This window comes from Brevundimonas faecalis (genome assembly GCF_040549405.1).
Classification (GTDB): domain Bacteria; phylum Pseudomonadota; class Alphaproteobacteria; order Caulobacterales; family Caulobacteraceae; genus Brevundimonas; species Brevundimonas faecalis.
The window spans coordinates 1,083,806-1,098,525 of record NZ_JBEPTF010000001.1; the positions used below are offsets into that span (position 1 = coordinate 1,083,806).

Consider the following 14,720-nt stretch of genomic DNA (forward strand, 5'->3'; position numbering starts at 1 on the left):
TGCGTGCGGCTCTATTGGCTGACCCAGAGGATGCGGGCCATCCAGCGGATGTCGGCGCGGGGCAGGGTGCGCGGCGGATAGGCGGGATTGATCGAGGCCAGGACGACCTGACGAGGGGTCAGGGCGGCGATCTCCTTGGCCATGGTTTCTCCGCCGACGGTGCGGACCACGACGCGGTCGCCCTTGCGCACCTGGGTCGATTCAAGATCGACGATGACCTTGTCGCCCTGGCGATAGAGGGGGGCCATGGAGTCGCCGGCGATCTCCAGGCTGAAGAGACTGTCCTTGGGGCGGGGGAGCTGGGTCTGCTCCCAGCCTTCGGCCAGGGGCAGGCCCGCGTCGTCGAAGAAACCGTCGGATCCGGCCTGGGCCAGGCCGAGCAGGGGAATGGCGTTCGGCGCGGGCGGGGCGTCGTCGGCCAGGGCGGCGAAGGCCGCCAGGGACAGGCCCGTGGTCTCCAGAACCCGGGTCAGGCTCTCGGTCGACGGCCAGCGGGGACGCGGCGGGTCGCCGGGGCCGAAGCGCTTGGACGGATTGAAGCTGGTGGCGTCCAGACCGGCGCGACGCGCGAGGCCGGAGGGCGAGGTCCCCTGGTGTTGGGCCAGGGCGTCCAGAGCTTTCCAGAGCTTGGCGTGGGACAGGGGCATGGATGCATCCGATGGAACGGACGGCTAGGTATAGAGGGTGTCTATAGGAATATCCACCTATTCATCCGTTTCGGCGCCTATAGCCTTGCGTTCTTGCCAGGCCCAGAAGGCGCCGATGGCCATGGCCAGGACGATGCCGTATCCGGCCATGTTAAGCACGGTATAGAAGGCTGAAATCGGCGTCTTGAGCTTCAGAATGATCATGATGTGGCTGATCACGGTCAGGAACTGCAAGGCGCAGGCCCAGACTGGCCAGGCGCGCTTGCTCTTCCACACCAAGGCGGCGAAAACCAGCACAAGCATGATGTCTATGAGGAAGACGCCCCACTGCACATTGAGCATGCCCGCGGTGCTCTGCAGGATCAGAGAGGCGAACCAGCCGAGGAGATAGGCGCCGGCGCCGATGCGTTCCGCCTGTCCCCCCTTGAAAAGGGCGAAAAGGCCGAAAAGCAGCATGAAGGCTGCGCCGACATAGGCCGCAATGGTTTCGATCACGAAAGCCCCCATCACCAGAGCGGTAATGGGGGCGACTATAACGTAAAATTATACGATATTGGAGAGCTGTTTCCGACCCTTACCGGAATTTCATGCAACCCGAAGATGATCGGCTTTGCGGCCCATGGGGCGGTTGTCCCATTCGTCCGGCTTGTTGAGGATGCCGGCTGCGTAGACGCCGTAGCCCAGGCGACGGTGGTCTTTTTCCAGCTCGGCGTGGCAGGCCACGACGGCTTCGCGGGCGGCGCTGAGAGCGGCGATGGCCTCCATCGCCTTGGCCTGGGATCCGGCGGCGGCGACCGGCGAGATCGAGAGGGCGGTGCGGGCGCCGATCATGGACTGCACCAGGGTGGTGGCGCGGATGATGGCTTCATCCACCGCCTTTTCAGCGGCGTTCAGGTCACCGGCGACGCCGGCGATGACTTCGGTGCGATCCATGGCTTACCCCTCATTACAAAGAAATGAGCCATATCCTTAACGCATGTTAAGGCTATTCGGTAGGGATTTGTTTACGAAGGTTACTTTTCGCGCCTAGGTTGAGGTCTCCTCATCCAGAAGGAAATGAGCCGTCAGGGAGGCGATCGGTTGGTCGCGGTTCTCCTGCCAGGCTTCGGCCAGGACATAGGCGACGCGACGGCCGGCCTTCTTGATGCGGGCCTGGGCGTAGACGTCCACGGGGCGGCCGGAACGCAGATAGGCGGTGGTGACGTTGATCGGCCGGGGCAGGCGCAGGCGCGGATAGCTGAGCGACACTTGGGCGATCGCCGTCATTTCCAGCAGGGCCGCGGTCGAGCCGCCGTGCAGGGCGGGCAGCATGGGGTTGCCGATCAGGCGGTCGGCGAAGGGCATGACCACGGTCAGGTCGTCGCCATTCAACTGCGTCCGCAGGCCCAGGAAGCGGGCATAGGGCAGGTTGTCGAGAAGGGGCAGGCTCACGCAGGGCCTCCTTCAGCGAGCGTCTTGCGGGGGCGCAGGTTGGCGCCGGCGCGATGATCGCCCTCGGCGCTGACGACATAGGCGGCCTGGGCGGCGGCGACAGGGTCGGTCGGGTCGGTTTCGAAGGCCCAGGCCCGGACGAAGCCGATGCTGCGGGTCAGGCGATAGCAGCGAGCCTCCGCGATCAGATCCTTGCCCGGCACGGCGGCGCGCATGTAGTCGACGCGCAGATCCAGGGTGGCGATCGGCTGATAGGCGTTCAGTCCGACCCAGACCGCCAGGCCGCCCACGTGGTCGAGCAGGGTGGTCACGAGGCCGCCGGCCAGGACGCCGGTTTCCGGATCGCCGACCAGATCGTCGCGATAGGGAACGCGCAGCCGCACCCGATCGCCGTCGAGGCCTTCATACTGGAAACCCAGGGCGTGGGTGTGGGCCGCGCCCGAGGCGAGTTGGGGCAGGAGGGCCGTCAGGAACTGATCCGGCATCGCGCATCCTTCGGTTGGGCGGCGCGATCCAGGAAACTGGGCGCGGCGCGGGATATCTTGGTGGCCCGTGCGGCGGCGACTTGTCCATAGGCGGGACGGGACGAACGTCCCGCAGGCTCAACCGGCGCGGCGCTGTTTCCGGCGTGCGGCGTCAGGCGCGGCGGCGGCGTCCTTCGACAGGGCGGCGTTCATCGCCATGCGCAGGCGTTCCGGCTTGATCGGCTTTTCGACTACGGCGGCCATGCCGACCGACAGATAGTGCTTGGCGTCGTCCGGATCGGCGTTGGCCGTCAGGGCGATGATGGGGATGTTGCGGACATCGCCGGGCAGGGCGCGGATCGCCTGGGTCGCCTGGACCCCGTCCATCCGCGGCATCTTGATGTCCATCAGGATCAGGTCGAAGGGGCGGGTCTGGACCGCTTCCAGCGCTTCCTGGCCGTCGTCCACGGTTTCGGAGGTGCAGCCGAACATCTCGCACAGGGCCTGGGCGACGACGCGGTTGGTGGCGTTGTCGTCGGCGATCAGGACATGCGGCTGGGCCGCCAGGTCCAGGTCGACCAGGGCGGCGATGTTGGAGGGCTCTTCCTGTTCGACGATGGCGCGGGGCGCGGTCAGGTCGAAGGCGAAGGTGGCGCCGCGGCCGGCGTTGTTCTCGGCCCAGATGCGGCCGCCCATGCCCTGAATCAGGTGGCGCGACACGGCCAGGGCCATGCCGCCGTCCTGGGCCGACTCCCGGTCGAACAGGCTGGCGATACGGTCCGGATCCAGGCCCGGGCCGTCGTCGCGGATGCGGGCCTCCAGGCGGACCTGATCGCCGACGACCTGGGTCTTCAGTCCCGCCTCGACCATGCCGGTGCGGGCGTATTTGAGGGCATGACCGATCAGGTTGTTGAACACCTGGGTCAGGCGGGCGCCGTCCAGGACGCCGGCCAGTTCGGTGTCGCCCTCGTAGCCGACCAGAAGGGTGACTCCATCCTGCAGGGCGCGCGGCGCCCAGGCGGACTGAATGTCGTCCATGACGGCGCGAAGGGGCGTGGGCGAGGGACGAATGTCCAACTCGCCAGCCTCTGCATGGGCCAGGTCGACCGCGTCGCGAAGAGTGCTCAGCAGGGTTTCGGAAGAATCGATGATGGTCTGGACATGAGCCAGGGCGGCGTCGTTCAAGGGCTGACGGCGCAGCAGTTCGGCCACGGCCAGGACGCCGTTCATCGGCGTGCGCATTTCAAGGCCCATGGCGTCGACGAAGCGGCTCATGGCGCGGGCGGTCGAGAGGTTCTGGGTCTTCTGGTCGCTGAGGGCGCGGACCTGTTCGGCCAGGTCGTGGTTCTGGCTGCGCTGGCCGTCGTTGACCGCGCGGAGCAGGGCGACGGCCGTGCCGACGCCGCGATAGGCGCCGTTGCGGGTGACGATGAAGCCCCGCATCAGGGCGCCTGGACCGCTTTTCAGGATGATGTCGGAGAAGGCGTCGATGCGGACGCCGGCCTCGACCACCGCCGGCTCTGGGTCCATCAGGTGGCTGATCTCGCGCGATCCGTACAGGCTCTGCCCCAGGGGGCCGGCCAGCTTCATCAGGAAGTCGCCGCGTTCGATCAAGCCGATGGGGCGGTCGCCGTCGACGACGGGGATGACCAGGGCGTCGGGCTCGCGTTCGAAGCGCGCAAAGACCTCGTTCGCCATGGCCGATGCGGCCACGGGCTCAACGCGCTCAGTCAGCACTTCGATGGTCGGCATACGGCCGGCACTCCACTATGGTTTTTTACAATCAGACCAGGCTGTTTGCGAAAGCGTTAATAACCTCGTGAAATTACGCAGTTCGGCCGAATCGCGCCGCAGGTCGTGTTTTGCGACGGGGCCAAGTCTGGCGTATAGGGATTAAGGTTCCATTCCTTCGAGACCCCTTTTGGATGCGCGCGGCCGCCGGCCGACCGCAGGTTTGTCATGAGCGTAACGTCGCAAGTTTCTGAAAAATCGGCCCTTGTCCTCTTTTCGGGCGGGCAGGACAGCGCCACCTGCCTGGCCTGGGCGCTGGAAAGGTTCGATCGGGTCGAGACCGTGGGTTTCGACTACGGCCAGAGGCATGCGGTCGAAATGCAGGCGCGCCAGACGGTGAGGGACGAACTGGTTAAGGTCCTGCCGCAATGGGCGGATCGGCTGGGAGCCGATCATGTGGTCGATCTGACCGGTTTCGGCGCCATCGGCGAGACGGCGATGACCACCGAGCGGGCGATCGAGGCGGACGCCCGGGGCCTGCCCAACACCTTCGTGCCGGGGCGCAATCTGATCTTTCTGGTCGCGGCGGCCGCCCTAGCCGATCGGAGAGGGCTGGAGGTCCTGGTCGCCGGCATGTGCGAGACGGACTATTCCGGCTATCCCGACTGCCGCAACGAGACGATCCAGACCATGGCGCGGGCCCTGTCCCTGGGCCTGGACAAGCCGGTTCCGGTCGAGACGCCGCTGATGTTCCTGACCAAGGCGCAGACCTGGGAGATGGCCGAGCGGATCGGCGGACGCGCCCTGGTCGAGGCGATCGTGGAGGCCAGCCACACCTGCTACCTGGGCGACCGGACGCACCGCCACGACTGGGGTTACGGCTGCGGAACCTGCCCGGCGTGCGAACTGCGTGCGACGGGCTATGGCGAATGGGTCGCCCGGCCGTGACCTATTCCGCCAAGGAAGTCTTTCTGACGGTGCAGGGCGAGGGCGGACAGGCTGGGCGGCCGGCCGTCTTCCTGCGCTTCGCCGGCTGCAACCTGTGGAGCGGGCTGGAGCGGGACCGCGCCACGGCCGTCTGCACCTTCTGCGACACGGACTTCGTGGGAACCAACGGCGACGGCGGCGGCAAGTTCAAGACCGCCGACCTGCTGGCCGATCACGTCGCGGGCCTGTGGCGGGGCCGAGACGGCGATCCGAGACTGGTGGTCTGCACCGGGGGGGAGCCTCTGCTGCAACTGGACGCGCTCCTGATCGAGGCCCTGCATGCGCGTGGCTTCGAGATCGCCATCGAGAGCAACGGAACCCTGGCGGCGCCCGAGGGGATCGACTGGATCTGCATCAGCCCCAAGGCCGACGCCCCGGTGGTCCAGACCTCGGGACAGGAACTGAAGCTGGTCTTCCCTCAGCCGCTGGCCATGCCCGAGCGGTTCGAGAGCCTGGACTTCGAACGCTTCTGGCTGCAACCCATGGACGGTCCCGACCAAGCCGCCAACACCGCCGCCGCCATCGAATACTGCCTGACCCACCCGCAATGGCGGCTGAGCGTTCAGACGCACAAGTATATCGGGGTGCGATAGGGGCGGAGCGGGCGTTCTGGATGTCCGCCATGGGTGGAAAGGGGGCACTCGGCCGGAACATCGTGTCGGTCCGGTGTGCGCAATTTGCGGACATTGATACCTAGCCGATGAAGCGCATGATGCCCGGCCAGATCATCGTTCACTCGGGGGAAACAGAATGAATGACAGGCTAGATCACGTCGGAAAGCTTCGGGCGCAGTTTGCAAGTATCGCGACCGAACCGGTCACGGCCCCGCTGACATTGCAGACCTTCACCGATCACACGTTCTCGATGGCGTGTACGGCGATGCTGGCCAAGTGCATCGAGTATAACGTCGCGGCCAACCACGAGGGGGCCCTCCCCATCTCCCACGCCATCCTCAGCGCAGGACTTCGGGGGATATGTGAGGATTTGATCGCCCTCAAATACCTCAAGCGATTTGATCCCACCGTCGCAAACGAGATCGTGCTCTCGGCCTCCATGGTGGAGGTACACACGGGCGTCGAACGCCAGCGAGATTTCATCTACCGCAACAGCCCGACCCAACTCTTCGTCGGAGCAAACCGGTCTGGTACGACCGTGCTCGCGAATGTGAAATCAGCGAAGGCGAGGCTCAAAGCGGCTTGGCATAAAGCTGGTTTGAAGGATCGCCCGACCATCAAGGCCATGGCGGAAGCGACTAGCTTGGAACGTCTCTATTCGTTCCTGTATTTCGCGACGTCCAACCATGTGCACCACAACATCAGGACGCTTTTCATCACGGCATGGTCGCCGGAAGAAGGCCCGGTCGGGTTCTCGTCCACCAACCTCGCCGACTACTATAACGCGTTCAACAGCTTCTACGGTGCCTTGCTCTACTGCGGCATCGTTTGGAGCGGATTGCCGATCCACACGATGCCCGCACACCAGGAACGCGCCGCCGAGATCGAGGTGATCCTGCAAGATGTGAAATGGTGGCCGGAGACTGTCACGCGGGACGAAATGAACATGGGGAAGATCAGCGCAATCGACGTGCTGAACAATCTGGTCATGCGGGAGATGGAGCCGGCTACCGGATTGAGCATCTTCGAAGAGCTGAAGATCGCGATTTGATCTAGGCACGTTCGACTATCAACCGCGTGATGAAGTTCCGCCATGTGCCGTTATTTCGAGCGTCTACAATGAGCCCGAAGCGGTCGTTTCCGTCCAGGAACGCCAATGTCATCTAAGGGTCGAAAGCGGACCTAAGCCGCCAGCGTTTTCCCATCCGCCAGATAAGGCTCCACCGCCGCCATCGCCCGCGCGACGTATTCGGCCTTCTCGCCGACCGGGGCGACGTAGTGGATGGCGTCTTCGGCGTCCTGAACCGTCGCCATGCGAGCGATCATCCAGGCGGCGAGGTATTGCGAGGCGAGGCAGCCGCCCGCCGTGGCCACGTCGCCGTGGGCGACGAAGGGGGCGTCCACGACGTTGACGCCGGCTTCTATCACCCAGGGCTTCGTCGTCAGGTCGGTGCAGGCAGGCAGGTCGCCGATCAGGCCCAGTTTGGCCAGCAGCAGGGTTCCCGAGCACTGGGCGCCGATCAGTTGGCGCGACGGATCCAGTTCCAGTTGCGACAGGAAGGCGGGATCGGCGGCGTAGTCAGGGGTCTTGATCCCGCTGCCGATCAGGACGGCGTCTGCTTCGGCCAGGAAGTCCAGCGGCTTCTGGCGCTGGATCGTCACGCCGGCCATGGAGGTGACCTCGGGCGTGGGGCAGGTGATGTGCGCGGCCCAGCCCTTGGCCTTCATCCGGTTCAGGATGCCCGCCGCGATGAAGCTGTCCAACTCGTTGAAGCCGTCGAGGGTGAGGATGGCGATCTGCATGGCGGGCTCCGGCAGGCGAGGGGAGAGGGCAGCAGCCTAGGTTGATCGCGCGATGTTTCGACAGGGCCGGTCGGCGACAAGCGGCCTGAAATCAGCAGGCCTTGCCCTGGCGCTGGAGGCGTTCGCAGCGGCGTTGCTCGCGCTCGTATTCGCGCTGTTCGCGCTCGCGCTTGGCGCGGGTTTCCTCGTCCGAGGTGGTGACGGCGTCGACGCCGGCGCCGATGACCGCGCCGGTCGCCTTGGCCGTGCCGCCGACCACGGCTGCGCCGGCGCCGACAGCGGCGCCGACGACGCAGCCCTGAAGCATGAGCGAACCGCTGAGGACGGCGAGAAGGGCGGCGGACCGCGCGAAGGGTCTGATCATGGGCGTCTCCTGACCTTCAGTCTGGCAGGCGGAGGTGAACAGAGACTGACGGGGCGGGCGATTGTGAGGCGGGGGGGGGGGGCGGCCTAGCCGATCTGGGCGCGGTGGCGCAGCTTGGCGTCGGCCAGGACGATGGCGGCCATGGCCTCGACCACCGGGACGCCGCGCAGGGCGACGCAGGGGTCGTGGCGGCCCTTGGTGCGCAGGTCGACCTCCTGGCCGTCGCGGTCGATGGTCTGGCGCAGGGTCAGGATGGAGGAGGTGGGTTTGAACGCCACGCGGGCCGTGACGGGCTGGCCGGTGGAGACGCCGCCCAGGACGCCGCCCGCCCTGTTGGACAGGAAGACCGGCAGGCCGTCGTCGCCCAGACGCATTTCGTCTGCGTTGTCCTCGCCTGACAGTTCGGCGGCGGCGAAGCCCGCGCCGATCTCGACGCCCTTGACCGCGTTGATGGACATCAGGCCCGAGGCCAGTTCGGCGTCCAGCTTGGCGTAGAGGGGGGCGCCCCATCCGGCGGGAACGCCCGTGACCTCCAGCGCCACGACGGCGCCGATGGAGGAGCCGGCCTTGCGCACGCCGTCCAGATAGGCCTCCCACGCCGGGACGACTTCAGCTGAGGCGGCGAACAGGGGGTTGTCGTAGACGGCGTCGAAGTCGATCGCCTCGTCCGGGATGCGGTGCGGGCCGAGCTGGACCACGCCGGCGCGGATGCGGACGCCGTCGCCCAGAACTTTTCTCGCCACGGCGCCGGCCGCGACGCGGCTGGCCGTTTCGCGGGCCGAGGAGCGGCCGCCGCCACGGTGATCGCGGACGCCGTACTTGGCCTGATAGGCGTAGTCGGCGTGGCCGGGACGGAAGGCGCGGGCGATCTCGCCATAGTCCTTGGAGCGCTGGTCGGTGTTCTCGATCATCAGACTGATCGGGGTGCCGGTCGTGACCGGTCCGTTTCCGTCGTCGAAGACCCCGGACAGGATGCGGACCCGGTCGGCCTCCTGCCGCTGGGTGACGAAGCGGCTGCCGCCGGGCTTGCGCAGGTCGAGCCAGGGCTGGATGTCGGCCTCGGTCAGGGGGACCAGCGGGGGGCAGCCGTCGACGACGCAGCCGATGGCCGGGCCGTGGCTTTCGCCCCAGGTGGTGATACGGAACAGATGACCGAAGGTGTTGTGCGACATGATAGCGACGCTTAGGCCGCGATGCGCTCCGGCGTCCAGACCCGAGTGAAGCGCAGCAGCAGGTCTTCGGCCGCGGAGGGCAGGTCGGCGGAGGCTTCCAGCTTGACGAAGAGATCGCCGGCCGGGCGTCGGCCGCGCGCCGGCAGGCCCAGTCCCTTGAGGCGCACGCGCACCGGATCGGCCATGCCGGGAACGACCCAGGCCGTCTGCGGCCCGGCGTGGGTCAGGATCTCGACCCGGCCGCCGTCCTCCATGGTGCGGCGCGGGGCGGCGCAGGTCATGAACAGGTCGCCGCCCAGGACGGACAGACCGTCGGCCGGGCGGATCAGCACGGGCAGAAGCACGTCCGCGCCGTCGGGGCCGCCCTGCGCCAGGCGGATGCGGTCGCTGGTGCGCAGGCCCGGCGGGATGTGGACCAGCAGGACGCGTGCGCCCAGCTTCACCTGCATGCAGCCGCCGCTGACGGCCTGCATAGGGGTGACCACGAGGAGAGGGGCGGGGATCGGCGGGGCGACGAAGGGTCTGGCGCGCGGGGCCGGCAGGGCCAGGGTCTGGGCTTGCAGCAGACGGTAGGCGGCGATGACGCGCCGGAACCGCTCGGCGTCGCCGCCCGGATGGTCGGGGCGGGCCGCCTTGACCGCCGCGCGGAAGGCCGTGGTCAGGCCGTCGGCGCCCACGGGGCCGGAGAGGCCCAGCAGCGACCGGGCGTTGTCGAGGGTCAGGATGTCCGCGCTCATGGGGGCGAACAGTCGGGGGCATATGGTCAATACCGGGTTAACCGTGACGGCGATCCGGACGCGCAGAAGCGATCGGATGTCGCATCTTGTCCACGGCTGATGACGTGGAGCGGGAGGGGGGCTATAGCTGGCGCGCCATGACCCAGTCCGTGATCCCGCCCAGTCCTTCCGCGCAAGATTACGCCGCCCAACTGGCGGCCAATGGAGACGAGACCATCTTCGAGCGGGACGATCCTTTCGCCCTGTTCGTCGAGTGGCTGGAGGCGGCCAAGGCCTCGGAGCCGAACGACGCCAACGCCATGACCCTGGCCACGGTGGACGACGACGGCCTGCCGGACGCCCGCATGGTGCTGCTGAAGGACGTCGACGGCCGCGGCTTCACCTTCTATTCGAACCGCGAGAGTGCCAAGGGACAGGAGCTGTGGTCCAACCCGGCGGCGGCCCTGCTGTTCCACTGGAAGTCGCTGCGCCGCCAGGTGCGGGTGCGCGGCCGGGTCGAACCGGTCAGCGAGGCCGAGGCCGACGCCTATTTCGCCAGTCGCGCGCGGGAAAGCCGCATCGGCGCCTGGGCCTCGGACCAGTCGCGTCCCTTGGCCAGCCGCGCGACCCTGGAGGCCGAGGTGGCGGCCCAGGCGGAGCGCTTCGACGGGCAGGAGGTGCCGCGCCCCGGTCGCTGGACCGGCTGGCGGATCGTCCCGGAGCAGGTGGAATTCTGGCGCGACCGTCCGTTCCGCCTGCACGACCGGCTGAGGTTCGACCGCGCGGGCGAGGGCTGGACGCGGACGCGCCTCTGGCCCTGAGGCCGAGCTTCGGATTCTGAAGCTTCAGGCGCCGTAGCGGGCCAGGAATGTCTCGACGGCGTCTTCCGCGATCTGGCGGACGCTGCGGGAGGCGAGGACCTCGTCGCCGGTGACCAGGGGGACGAAGAAGACGGGGTGTTCGATCATCCCCATCAACTGACCGGCGGCCCAGGACGGCTTTTCGACCTTCAGCAGGCCGGCTGCGGTCATTTCCGTCAGCATTCGCATCAGGACGGCGCCGAAGTCGCTGCGGCCGCGTTCGAAGAAGCGCGCGGCCAGGGCCTCGAAGCGGTGGCGCTCGGCCAGGACCAGACGGAAGACCGAGCGGACGAAGCTGTCGCCCATGAACTCGGCGTAGGCGGCGATGAAGGCGGTCAACTGCTCGCGCGGGGCGCCGACGTCGGCGTGGACGGCCGAGATGTGGCGATCGAAATCGACCGAGGCGTTCTCGATCACGGCCTCGAACAGCACGGCCTTGCTGTCGAAGAAGGCGTAGAGGGTGGCGGTGGAGACGCCCGCCTCTCGCGCGATGGGCTCCATTCGCGTGCCGGCGTAACCTTCGGTTATGAAGTGCTGCCGCGCCTGTCGCACGATGGCGTCCCGACGTGGGTCATCGAGGTCGTGCACATAAGTCGTCATAGGCGGGCATCACCCAAGGATTCAGGGTGACTGAATCTGCCTTGGAATCGCCATGTTTGCAACGGGGAACAAAGTTCCCTCACGCCCAAATCGCTTATTTACGCCATTGGCTTAGAAGCGGGTGAGACAAAACAGGCGCCGCCAGCCGGATCACGGCCTGCGGGTCCTCCAGCCGCACGGCGGCGGTGGCGTCGGCGACGATGAAGTCCGCATGGACACGCGAAGGTTCGGTCAGCCGTTCGTGGCCGGGGCGGACGGTCAGCAGATACTGGTGGATCACGGAATCCGCCGTTCGTCCACGCTCCGTCTGATCACGAAGCAGGCGTCGGATGAAGCGGATGTCGGCCGGGGTGTCGACGAAGACCTTGATGTCGAACAGGGCGGTCAGGGCGGAGGTGCACAGAACATGGGTGCCCTCGACCACCACGACCTCGGCGGCGGGAACGGGTTCGCCGCCCGGATCGCGGCCGTGATGGATGAAGGAATAGAGGGGCGCCATGATCGGCCGACCGGCCTTGAGATCGGTCAGGTGAGCGATCAGAAGGTCGTGATCGCGGGCGGCCACGTCGTCGAAGTCGTGGGTGTCGGCGTCGAAGCCCGGCACGCCGGCGGCGTCGCGGTAGTAGGAATCCTCGCGCATCAGGGTCGCCGTCCCGGCGGGCAGGGAGGCGACCAGGGCTTCGGCCAGGGTGCTCTTGCCCGAGCCGGAGCCTCCGGTGATGGCGATCAGGATGGTCATGCGAGGTCTCCGTGCGTTCGACGGCCTTCTAGGCCCGGGAGAGACGATTGACCATTCGCCCGACGTGGTTTCCGCGCGTCGGGTGCGACCATTTCACCGCCCATGGATGCGACCATCTTTCCCCTGCGTCACGTTGCTTATCGCCGTTTTCCTAGGATAGCGTCGTCCCATAGAGCGCCGCATGTCAGACGGCGCCGGACGAGGAAATGCGATGCTGGGTTTGATGCAGGACTGGCCGCTGACGGTCGACAAGATTCTGGACCATGCGAAGAACTGGCACCCGAACCGGGAGGTCGTGACCCGGTCGGTCGAGGGGCCGATCGAGCGCACCACCTACGGCGCGATCCATGGCCGGGCCAAGCGGGTGTCCAATGCGCTGAAGGCCTGGGGCGTGCAGCCCGGCGACCGCATCGCCACCCTGGCCTGGAACACGGCCGACCACATCGAGACCTGGTACGGCATCATGGGTATCGGCGCGGTGTGCCACACCTTGAACCCGCGTCTGTTCCCGGAACAACTGGTCTATATCATCAATCACGCGGGCGACCGGATCATCTTCGTCGACCTGACCTTCGTGCCGCTGCTGGACGCCATTCTGGCTCACTGTCCGTCGGTCGAGCGGGTGGTGATCATGACCGATCCTGACCACATGCCGCAGACCAAGCTGCCGGTGGTCGACTGCTACGAGACGGTGCTGGAGCAGTCGTCGGAAGACGTCGAATGGGGCGGCTTCGACGAACAGACGGCCTGCGGCCTGTGTTACACCTCGGGCACGACGGGGAACCCGAAGGGGGTGCTCTATTCGCACCGCTCGAACTTCATCCACACCCTGCTGGGCCTGCAGTCGACGGTCCTGGGCGCGACGCCGAAGGAGGTGATCCTGCCGGTGGTGCCCATGTTCCACGCCAACGCCTGGGGCATCGCCTTCGGCGGGCCGGCGGCGGGGTCCAAGCTGGTCATGCCGGGCGCCAAGATGGACGGGGCCTCCATCTATGAACTGCTGGAGACCGAGGGCGTGACCTTCTCGGCCGCCGTGCCGACAGTCTGGCAGGGGCTGCTGGCCCACCTGCGCGAGAACAGGCTGAAGCTGTCGACCGTGAAGCGGGTGCTGATCGGCGGCGCCGCCGTGCCGGAAAGCCTGATCCGCGCCTTCAACGACGAGTTCGGGATCGAGGTGCTGCAGGGCTGGGGCATGACCGAGACCTCGCCCATCGGCACCCTGTCGAACATGACGCCGGAACTGGCCGCCCTGCCGTTCGAGGAGCAGTTGAAGTGGCGGGTCAAGCAGGGCACGCCGCCGCTGGGCGTCGAGCTGAAGCTGAAGAACTACGCCGGTCAGGAGATGCCGCACGACGGTTCGACCTATGGCCGGCTGATGATCAAGGGGCCGACCATCGCTCGCGCCTACTTCCGCGACGAGGGCGGCGAGATCCTGGACAACGAGGGCTTCTTCGACACCGGCGACGTCTCGACCATCGACGGCCAGGGCTTCATGCAGATCACCGACCGGGCCAAGGACGTGATCAAGTCGGGCGGGGAGTGGATCAGCTCCATCGAGATCGAGAACCTGGCCGTGGGCCACCCGAAGGTCGCCCTGGCCGCCGTCATCGGCGCGGCACACCCCAAATGGGACGAGCGCCCGGTCCTGCTGATCAAGCTGAAGGACGGCGAAACCGAGGACAAGCAGGAGCATCTGGACTTCCTGCAGGGCAAGATCGCCAAGTGGTGGATGCCCGACGACGTGGTCTTCCTGGCCGATATTCCGCTGGGCGCCACGGGCAAGATCGACAAGAAGCTGCTGCGCGAGCAGATGAAGGACTATCGTCTGCCCACCGCAGGTTGAGAGACTTCAGGAGGGCCGCATGGCTGAACCGTCTTCGTCGTCGACGCGCGCCGGCCGCCGGCCGGAAGGTCTGATGCGGCTTCTCCTGCTGGCCGCCCTGGCTGCGCCGTTGCTGGTTCTGGTCGCGGTGTTCGGGACGCGGTTCGGTCTGTGGAGCGCGAACTTCGGCCTGGAGGTGCTGACGCTGAAGATCGGGCGCATCCTGGCCTTCGCGGGATTGGCGGCGGCCCTGGTCGCCGTGCTTTTGGCCCTCAAGGACATGAAGCGGCGCGGCCTCTATGCGGCGGCGGCCCTGGTCGTCGCGGGAGCGACCGTGGCGACGTTCCAGGTGCAGGAGCGTCGTTTCGCCGTTCCGGGCGACAACGACGTGACTTCCGATCCGGCCGAGCCGCCGGCCTTTTCCCGCGCCATGCAGGCCCTGAGGATAGGGGCGGACAGGACGGCGTCCGTCGGTTGCGAGGGTCTGGTCTCCGTTCCGCATCAGGTAGCGCCGGAGACGGCCTCGGCCGCCCTGGAGGCTGCGGGCTTCACCGTGCGGGGGGCGGCGGCCTTCCGCGCCGACGGGTCGAAGGAAGGTTTCTGGTTCGGCCTGACCCATGACGCCGCCGTGCGCATCCGTCCGGGGCGCACTGATGTCCGTGTCGCCGCGCGCCGGGACGTCAAGGTCGGCGACGAGGCTTGCCGCCTGGCCAAGGCGGTGGCGGAAGGGTTGAAACCGTAAACCCTCTCCATTTCGGATTGTCGCGTTT

Annotated in this window: 18 protein-coding genes; 6 read left to right on the forward strand and 12 right to left on the reverse strand. The window is 67.0% G+C overall.

The annotated features are described in order from the left end of the window. Nucleotides 1-11: 11 nt before the first annotated feature. The 6 genes from ABIE19_RS05350 to ABIE19_RS05375 form a co-directional block, all read right to left on the reverse strand. Nucleotides 12-647 (reverse strand): S24 family peptidase, encoded by a 636-nt coding sequence (locus ABIE19_RS05350; RefSeq protein WP_354088089.1) that lies wholly within the window; start codon nt 645-647, stop codon nt 12-14. Nucleotides 648-704: 57 nt separating this feature from the next. Next, entirely contained in the window at nt 705-1,142 is a 438-nt protein-coding gene (locus ABIE19_RS05355) for a hypothetical protein (protein ID WP_354088090.1), read from the reverse strand. A gap of 90 nt (nt 1,143-1,232) precedes the next feature. Beyond that, nucleotides 1,233-1,580: a hypothetical protein gene (locus ABIE19_RS05360; protein ID WP_354088091.1), complete on the reverse strand. Its 348-nt coding sequence runs from the start codon at nt 1,578-1,580 to the stop codon at nt 1,233-1,235. A gap of 93 nt (nt 1,581-1,673) precedes the next feature. Continuing rightward, entirely contained in the window at nt 1,674-2,078 is a 405-nt protein-coding gene (locus ABIE19_RS05365) for a PaaI family thioesterase (RefSeq protein WP_354088092.1), read from the reverse strand. Then, nucleotides 2,075-2,563 (reverse strand): PaaI family thioesterase, encoded by a 489-nt coding sequence (locus ABIE19_RS05370; RefSeq protein ID WP_354088093.1) that lies wholly within the window; start codon nt 2,561-2,563, stop codon nt 2,075-2,077. Before ABIE19_RS05370 ends, ABIE19_RS05365 begins: the two co-directional genes overlap by 4 nt. 117 nt (nt 2,564-2,680) lie before the next feature. After that, nucleotides 2,681-4,294, reverse strand: coding sequence for a response regulator (locus ABIE19_RS05375; RefSeq protein ID WP_354088094.1), 1,614 nt, complete (start codon nt 4,292-4,294; stop codon nt 2,681-2,683). Nucleotides 4,295-4,501: 207 nt separating this feature from the next. Here ABIE19_RS05375 and queC point away from each other — a divergent pair, with 207 nt between their 5' ends. The 3 genes from queC to ABIE19_RS05390 all read left to right on the forward strand — a co-directional run bounded on the left by queC (nt 4,502) and on the right by ABIE19_RS05390 (nt 6,925). Continuing rightward, complete coding sequence (gene queC / locus ABIE19_RS05380) at nt 4,502-5,221, forward strand: 7-cyano-7-deazaguanine synthase QueC (protein ID WP_354088095.1); 720 nt, start codon at nt 4,502-4,504, stop codon at nt 5,219-5,221. Next, a complete protein-coding gene (queE, locus tag ABIE19_RS05385; RefSeq protein WP_354088588.1) occupies nt 5,218-5,853 on the forward strand; it encodes a 7-carboxy-7-deazaguanine synthase in 636 nt (211 codons plus the stop codon). The genes queC and queE overlap by 4 nt, the downstream gene beginning before the upstream one ends. Nucleotides 5,854-6,010: 157 nt before the next feature. After that, the gene (locus tag ABIE19_RS05390; protein ID WP_354088096.1) at nt 6,011-6,925 is read left to right on the forward strand and encodes a DUF5677 domain-containing protein; all 915 of its coding nucleotides are present in this window, start codon (nt 6,011-6,013) and stop codon (nt 6,923-6,925) included. 131 nt (nt 6,926-7,056) lie between these two features. On the opposite strand, the gene ABIE19_RS05395 is transcribed toward ABIE19_RS05390, so the two are convergent. The 4 genes from ABIE19_RS05395 to ABIE19_RS05410 form a co-directional block, all read right to left on the reverse strand. After that, complete coding sequence (locus ABIE19_RS05395; protein ID WP_354088097.1) at nt 7,057-7,677, reverse strand: DJ-1/PfpI family protein; 621 nt, start codon at nt 7,675-7,677, stop codon at nt 7,057-7,059. Nucleotides 7,678-7,768: 91 nt separating this feature from the next. After that, nucleotides 7,769-8,041: a hypothetical protein gene (locus ABIE19_RS05400; protein ID WP_354088098.1), complete on the reverse strand. Its 273-nt coding sequence runs from the start codon at nt 8,039-8,041 to the stop codon at nt 7,769-7,771. Nucleotides 8,042-8,127: 86 nt separating this feature from the next. Then, entirely contained in the window at nt 8,128-9,213 is a 1,086-nt protein-coding gene (aroC, locus tag ABIE19_RS05405; protein ID WP_354088099.1) for a chorismate synthase, read from the reverse strand. Nucleotides 9,214-9,224: 11 nt separating this feature from the next. Beyond that, on the reverse strand, nt 9,225-9,950 hold the full coding sequence (locus ABIE19_RS05410) for a DnaJ C-terminal domain-containing protein (protein ID WP_354088100.1): 726 nt from the start codon (nt 9,948-9,950) through the stop codon (nt 9,225-9,227). Nucleotides 9,951-10,087: 137 nt separating this feature from the next. Between ABIE19_RS05410 and pdxH the strand changes: the two genes are divergently transcribed. Continuing rightward, nucleotides 10,088-10,750 (forward strand): pyridoxamine 5'-phosphate oxidase, encoded by a 663-nt coding sequence (gene pdxH / locus ABIE19_RS05415; RefSeq protein ID WP_354088589.1) that lies wholly within the window; start codon nt 10,088-10,090, stop codon nt 10,748-10,750. A 24-nt stretch (nt 10,751-10,774) separates the two neighbouring features. On the opposite strand, the gene ABIE19_RS05420 is transcribed toward pdxH, so the two are convergent. Together ABIE19_RS05420 and udk are read right to left on the reverse strand one after the other, a co-directional pair. Continuing rightward, a complete protein-coding gene (locus tag ABIE19_RS05420) occupies nt 10,775-11,377 on the reverse strand; it encodes a TetR/AcrR family transcriptional regulator C-terminal domain-containing protein (protein WP_354088101.1) in 603 nt (200 codons plus the stop codon). 106 nt (nt 11,378-11,483) lie between these two features. After that, nucleotides 11,484-12,128: a uridine kinase gene (udk, locus tag ABIE19_RS05425; RefSeq protein ID WP_354088102.1), complete on the reverse strand. Its 645-nt coding sequence runs from the start codon at nt 12,126-12,128 to the stop codon at nt 11,484-11,486. 211 nt (nt 12,129-12,339) lie between these two features. Here udk and ABIE19_RS05430 point away from each other — a divergent pair, with 211 nt between their 5' ends. Together ABIE19_RS05430 and ABIE19_RS05435 are read left to right on the forward strand one after the other, a co-directional pair. After that, complete coding sequence (locus tag ABIE19_RS05430; RefSeq protein ID WP_354088590.1) at nt 12,340-13,971, forward strand: long-chain-fatty-acid--CoA ligase; 1,632 nt, start codon at nt 12,340-12,342, stop codon at nt 13,969-13,971. A 19-nt stretch (nt 13,972-13,990) separates the two neighbouring features. After that, the gene (locus ABIE19_RS05435) at nt 13,991-14,692 is read left to right on the forward strand and encodes a DUF1499 domain-containing protein (RefSeq protein WP_354088103.1); all 702 of its coding nucleotides are present in this window, start codon (nt 13,991-13,993) and stop codon (nt 14,690-14,692) included. Nucleotides 14,693-14,720 lie beyond the last annotated feature (28 nt).

What these genes read in the sequence shown, in the direction of transcription:
- ABIE19_RS05360 (WP_354088091.1), bottom strand. Translation starts at nt 1,580, where the DNA reads ATGGATCGCACCGAAGTCATCGCCGGCGTCGCCGGTGACCTGAACGCC.
- ABIE19_RS05435 (WP_354088103.1), top strand. Translation starts at nt 13,991, where the DNA reads ATGGCTGAACCGTCTTCGTCGTCGACGCGCGCCGGCCGCCGGCCGGAA.
- ABIE19_RS05350 (WP_354088089.1), bottom strand. Translation starts at nt 647, where the DNA reads ATGCCCCTGTCCCACGCCAAGCTCTGGAAAGCTCTGGACGCCCTGGCC.
- ABIE19_RS05400 (WP_354088098.1), bottom strand. Translation starts at nt 8,041, where the DNA reads ATGATCAGACCCTTCGCGCGGTCCGCCGCCCTTCTCGCCGTCCTCAGC.
- pdxH (WP_354088589.1), top strand. Translation starts at nt 10,088, where the DNA reads ATGACCCAGTCCGTGATCCCGCCCAGTCCTTCCGCGCAAGATTACGCC.
- aroC (WP_354088099.1), bottom strand. Translation starts at nt 9,213, where the DNA reads ATGTCGCACAACACCTTCGGTCATCTGTTCCGTATCACCACCTGGGGC.
- queC (WP_354088095.1), top strand. Translation starts at nt 4,502, where the DNA reads ATGAGCGTAACGTCGCAAGTTTCTGAAAAATCGGCCCTTGTCCTCTTT.
- ABIE19_RS05375 (WP_354088094.1), bottom strand. Translation starts at nt 4,294, where the DNA reads ATGCCGACCATCGAAGTGCTGACTGAGCGCGTTGAGCCCGTGGCCGCA.
- ABIE19_RS05395 (WP_354088097.1), bottom strand. Translation starts at nt 7,677, where the DNA reads ATGCAGATCGCCATCCTCACCCTCGACGGCTTCAACGAGTTGGACAGC.
- ABIE19_RS05410 (WP_354088100.1), bottom strand. Translation starts at nt 9,950, where the DNA reads ATGAGCGCGGACATCCTGACCCTCGACAACGCCCGGTCGCTGCTGGGC.
- udk (WP_354088102.1), bottom strand. Translation starts at nt 12,128, where the DNA reads ATGACCATCCTGATCGCCATCACCGGAGGCTCCGGCTCGGGCAAGAGC.
- ABIE19_RS05430 (WP_354088590.1), top strand. Translation starts at nt 12,340, where the DNA reads ATGCTGGGTTTGATGCAGGACTGGCCGCTGACGGTCGACAAGATTCTG.
- ABIE19_RS05370 (WP_354088093.1), bottom strand. Translation starts at nt 2,563, where the DNA reads ATGCCGGATCAGTTCCTGACGGCCCTCCTGCCCCAACTCGCCTCGGGC.
- ABIE19_RS05390 (WP_354088096.1), top strand. Translation starts at nt 6,011, where the DNA reads ATGAATGACAGGCTAGATCACGTCGGAAAGCTTCGGGCGCAGTTTGCA.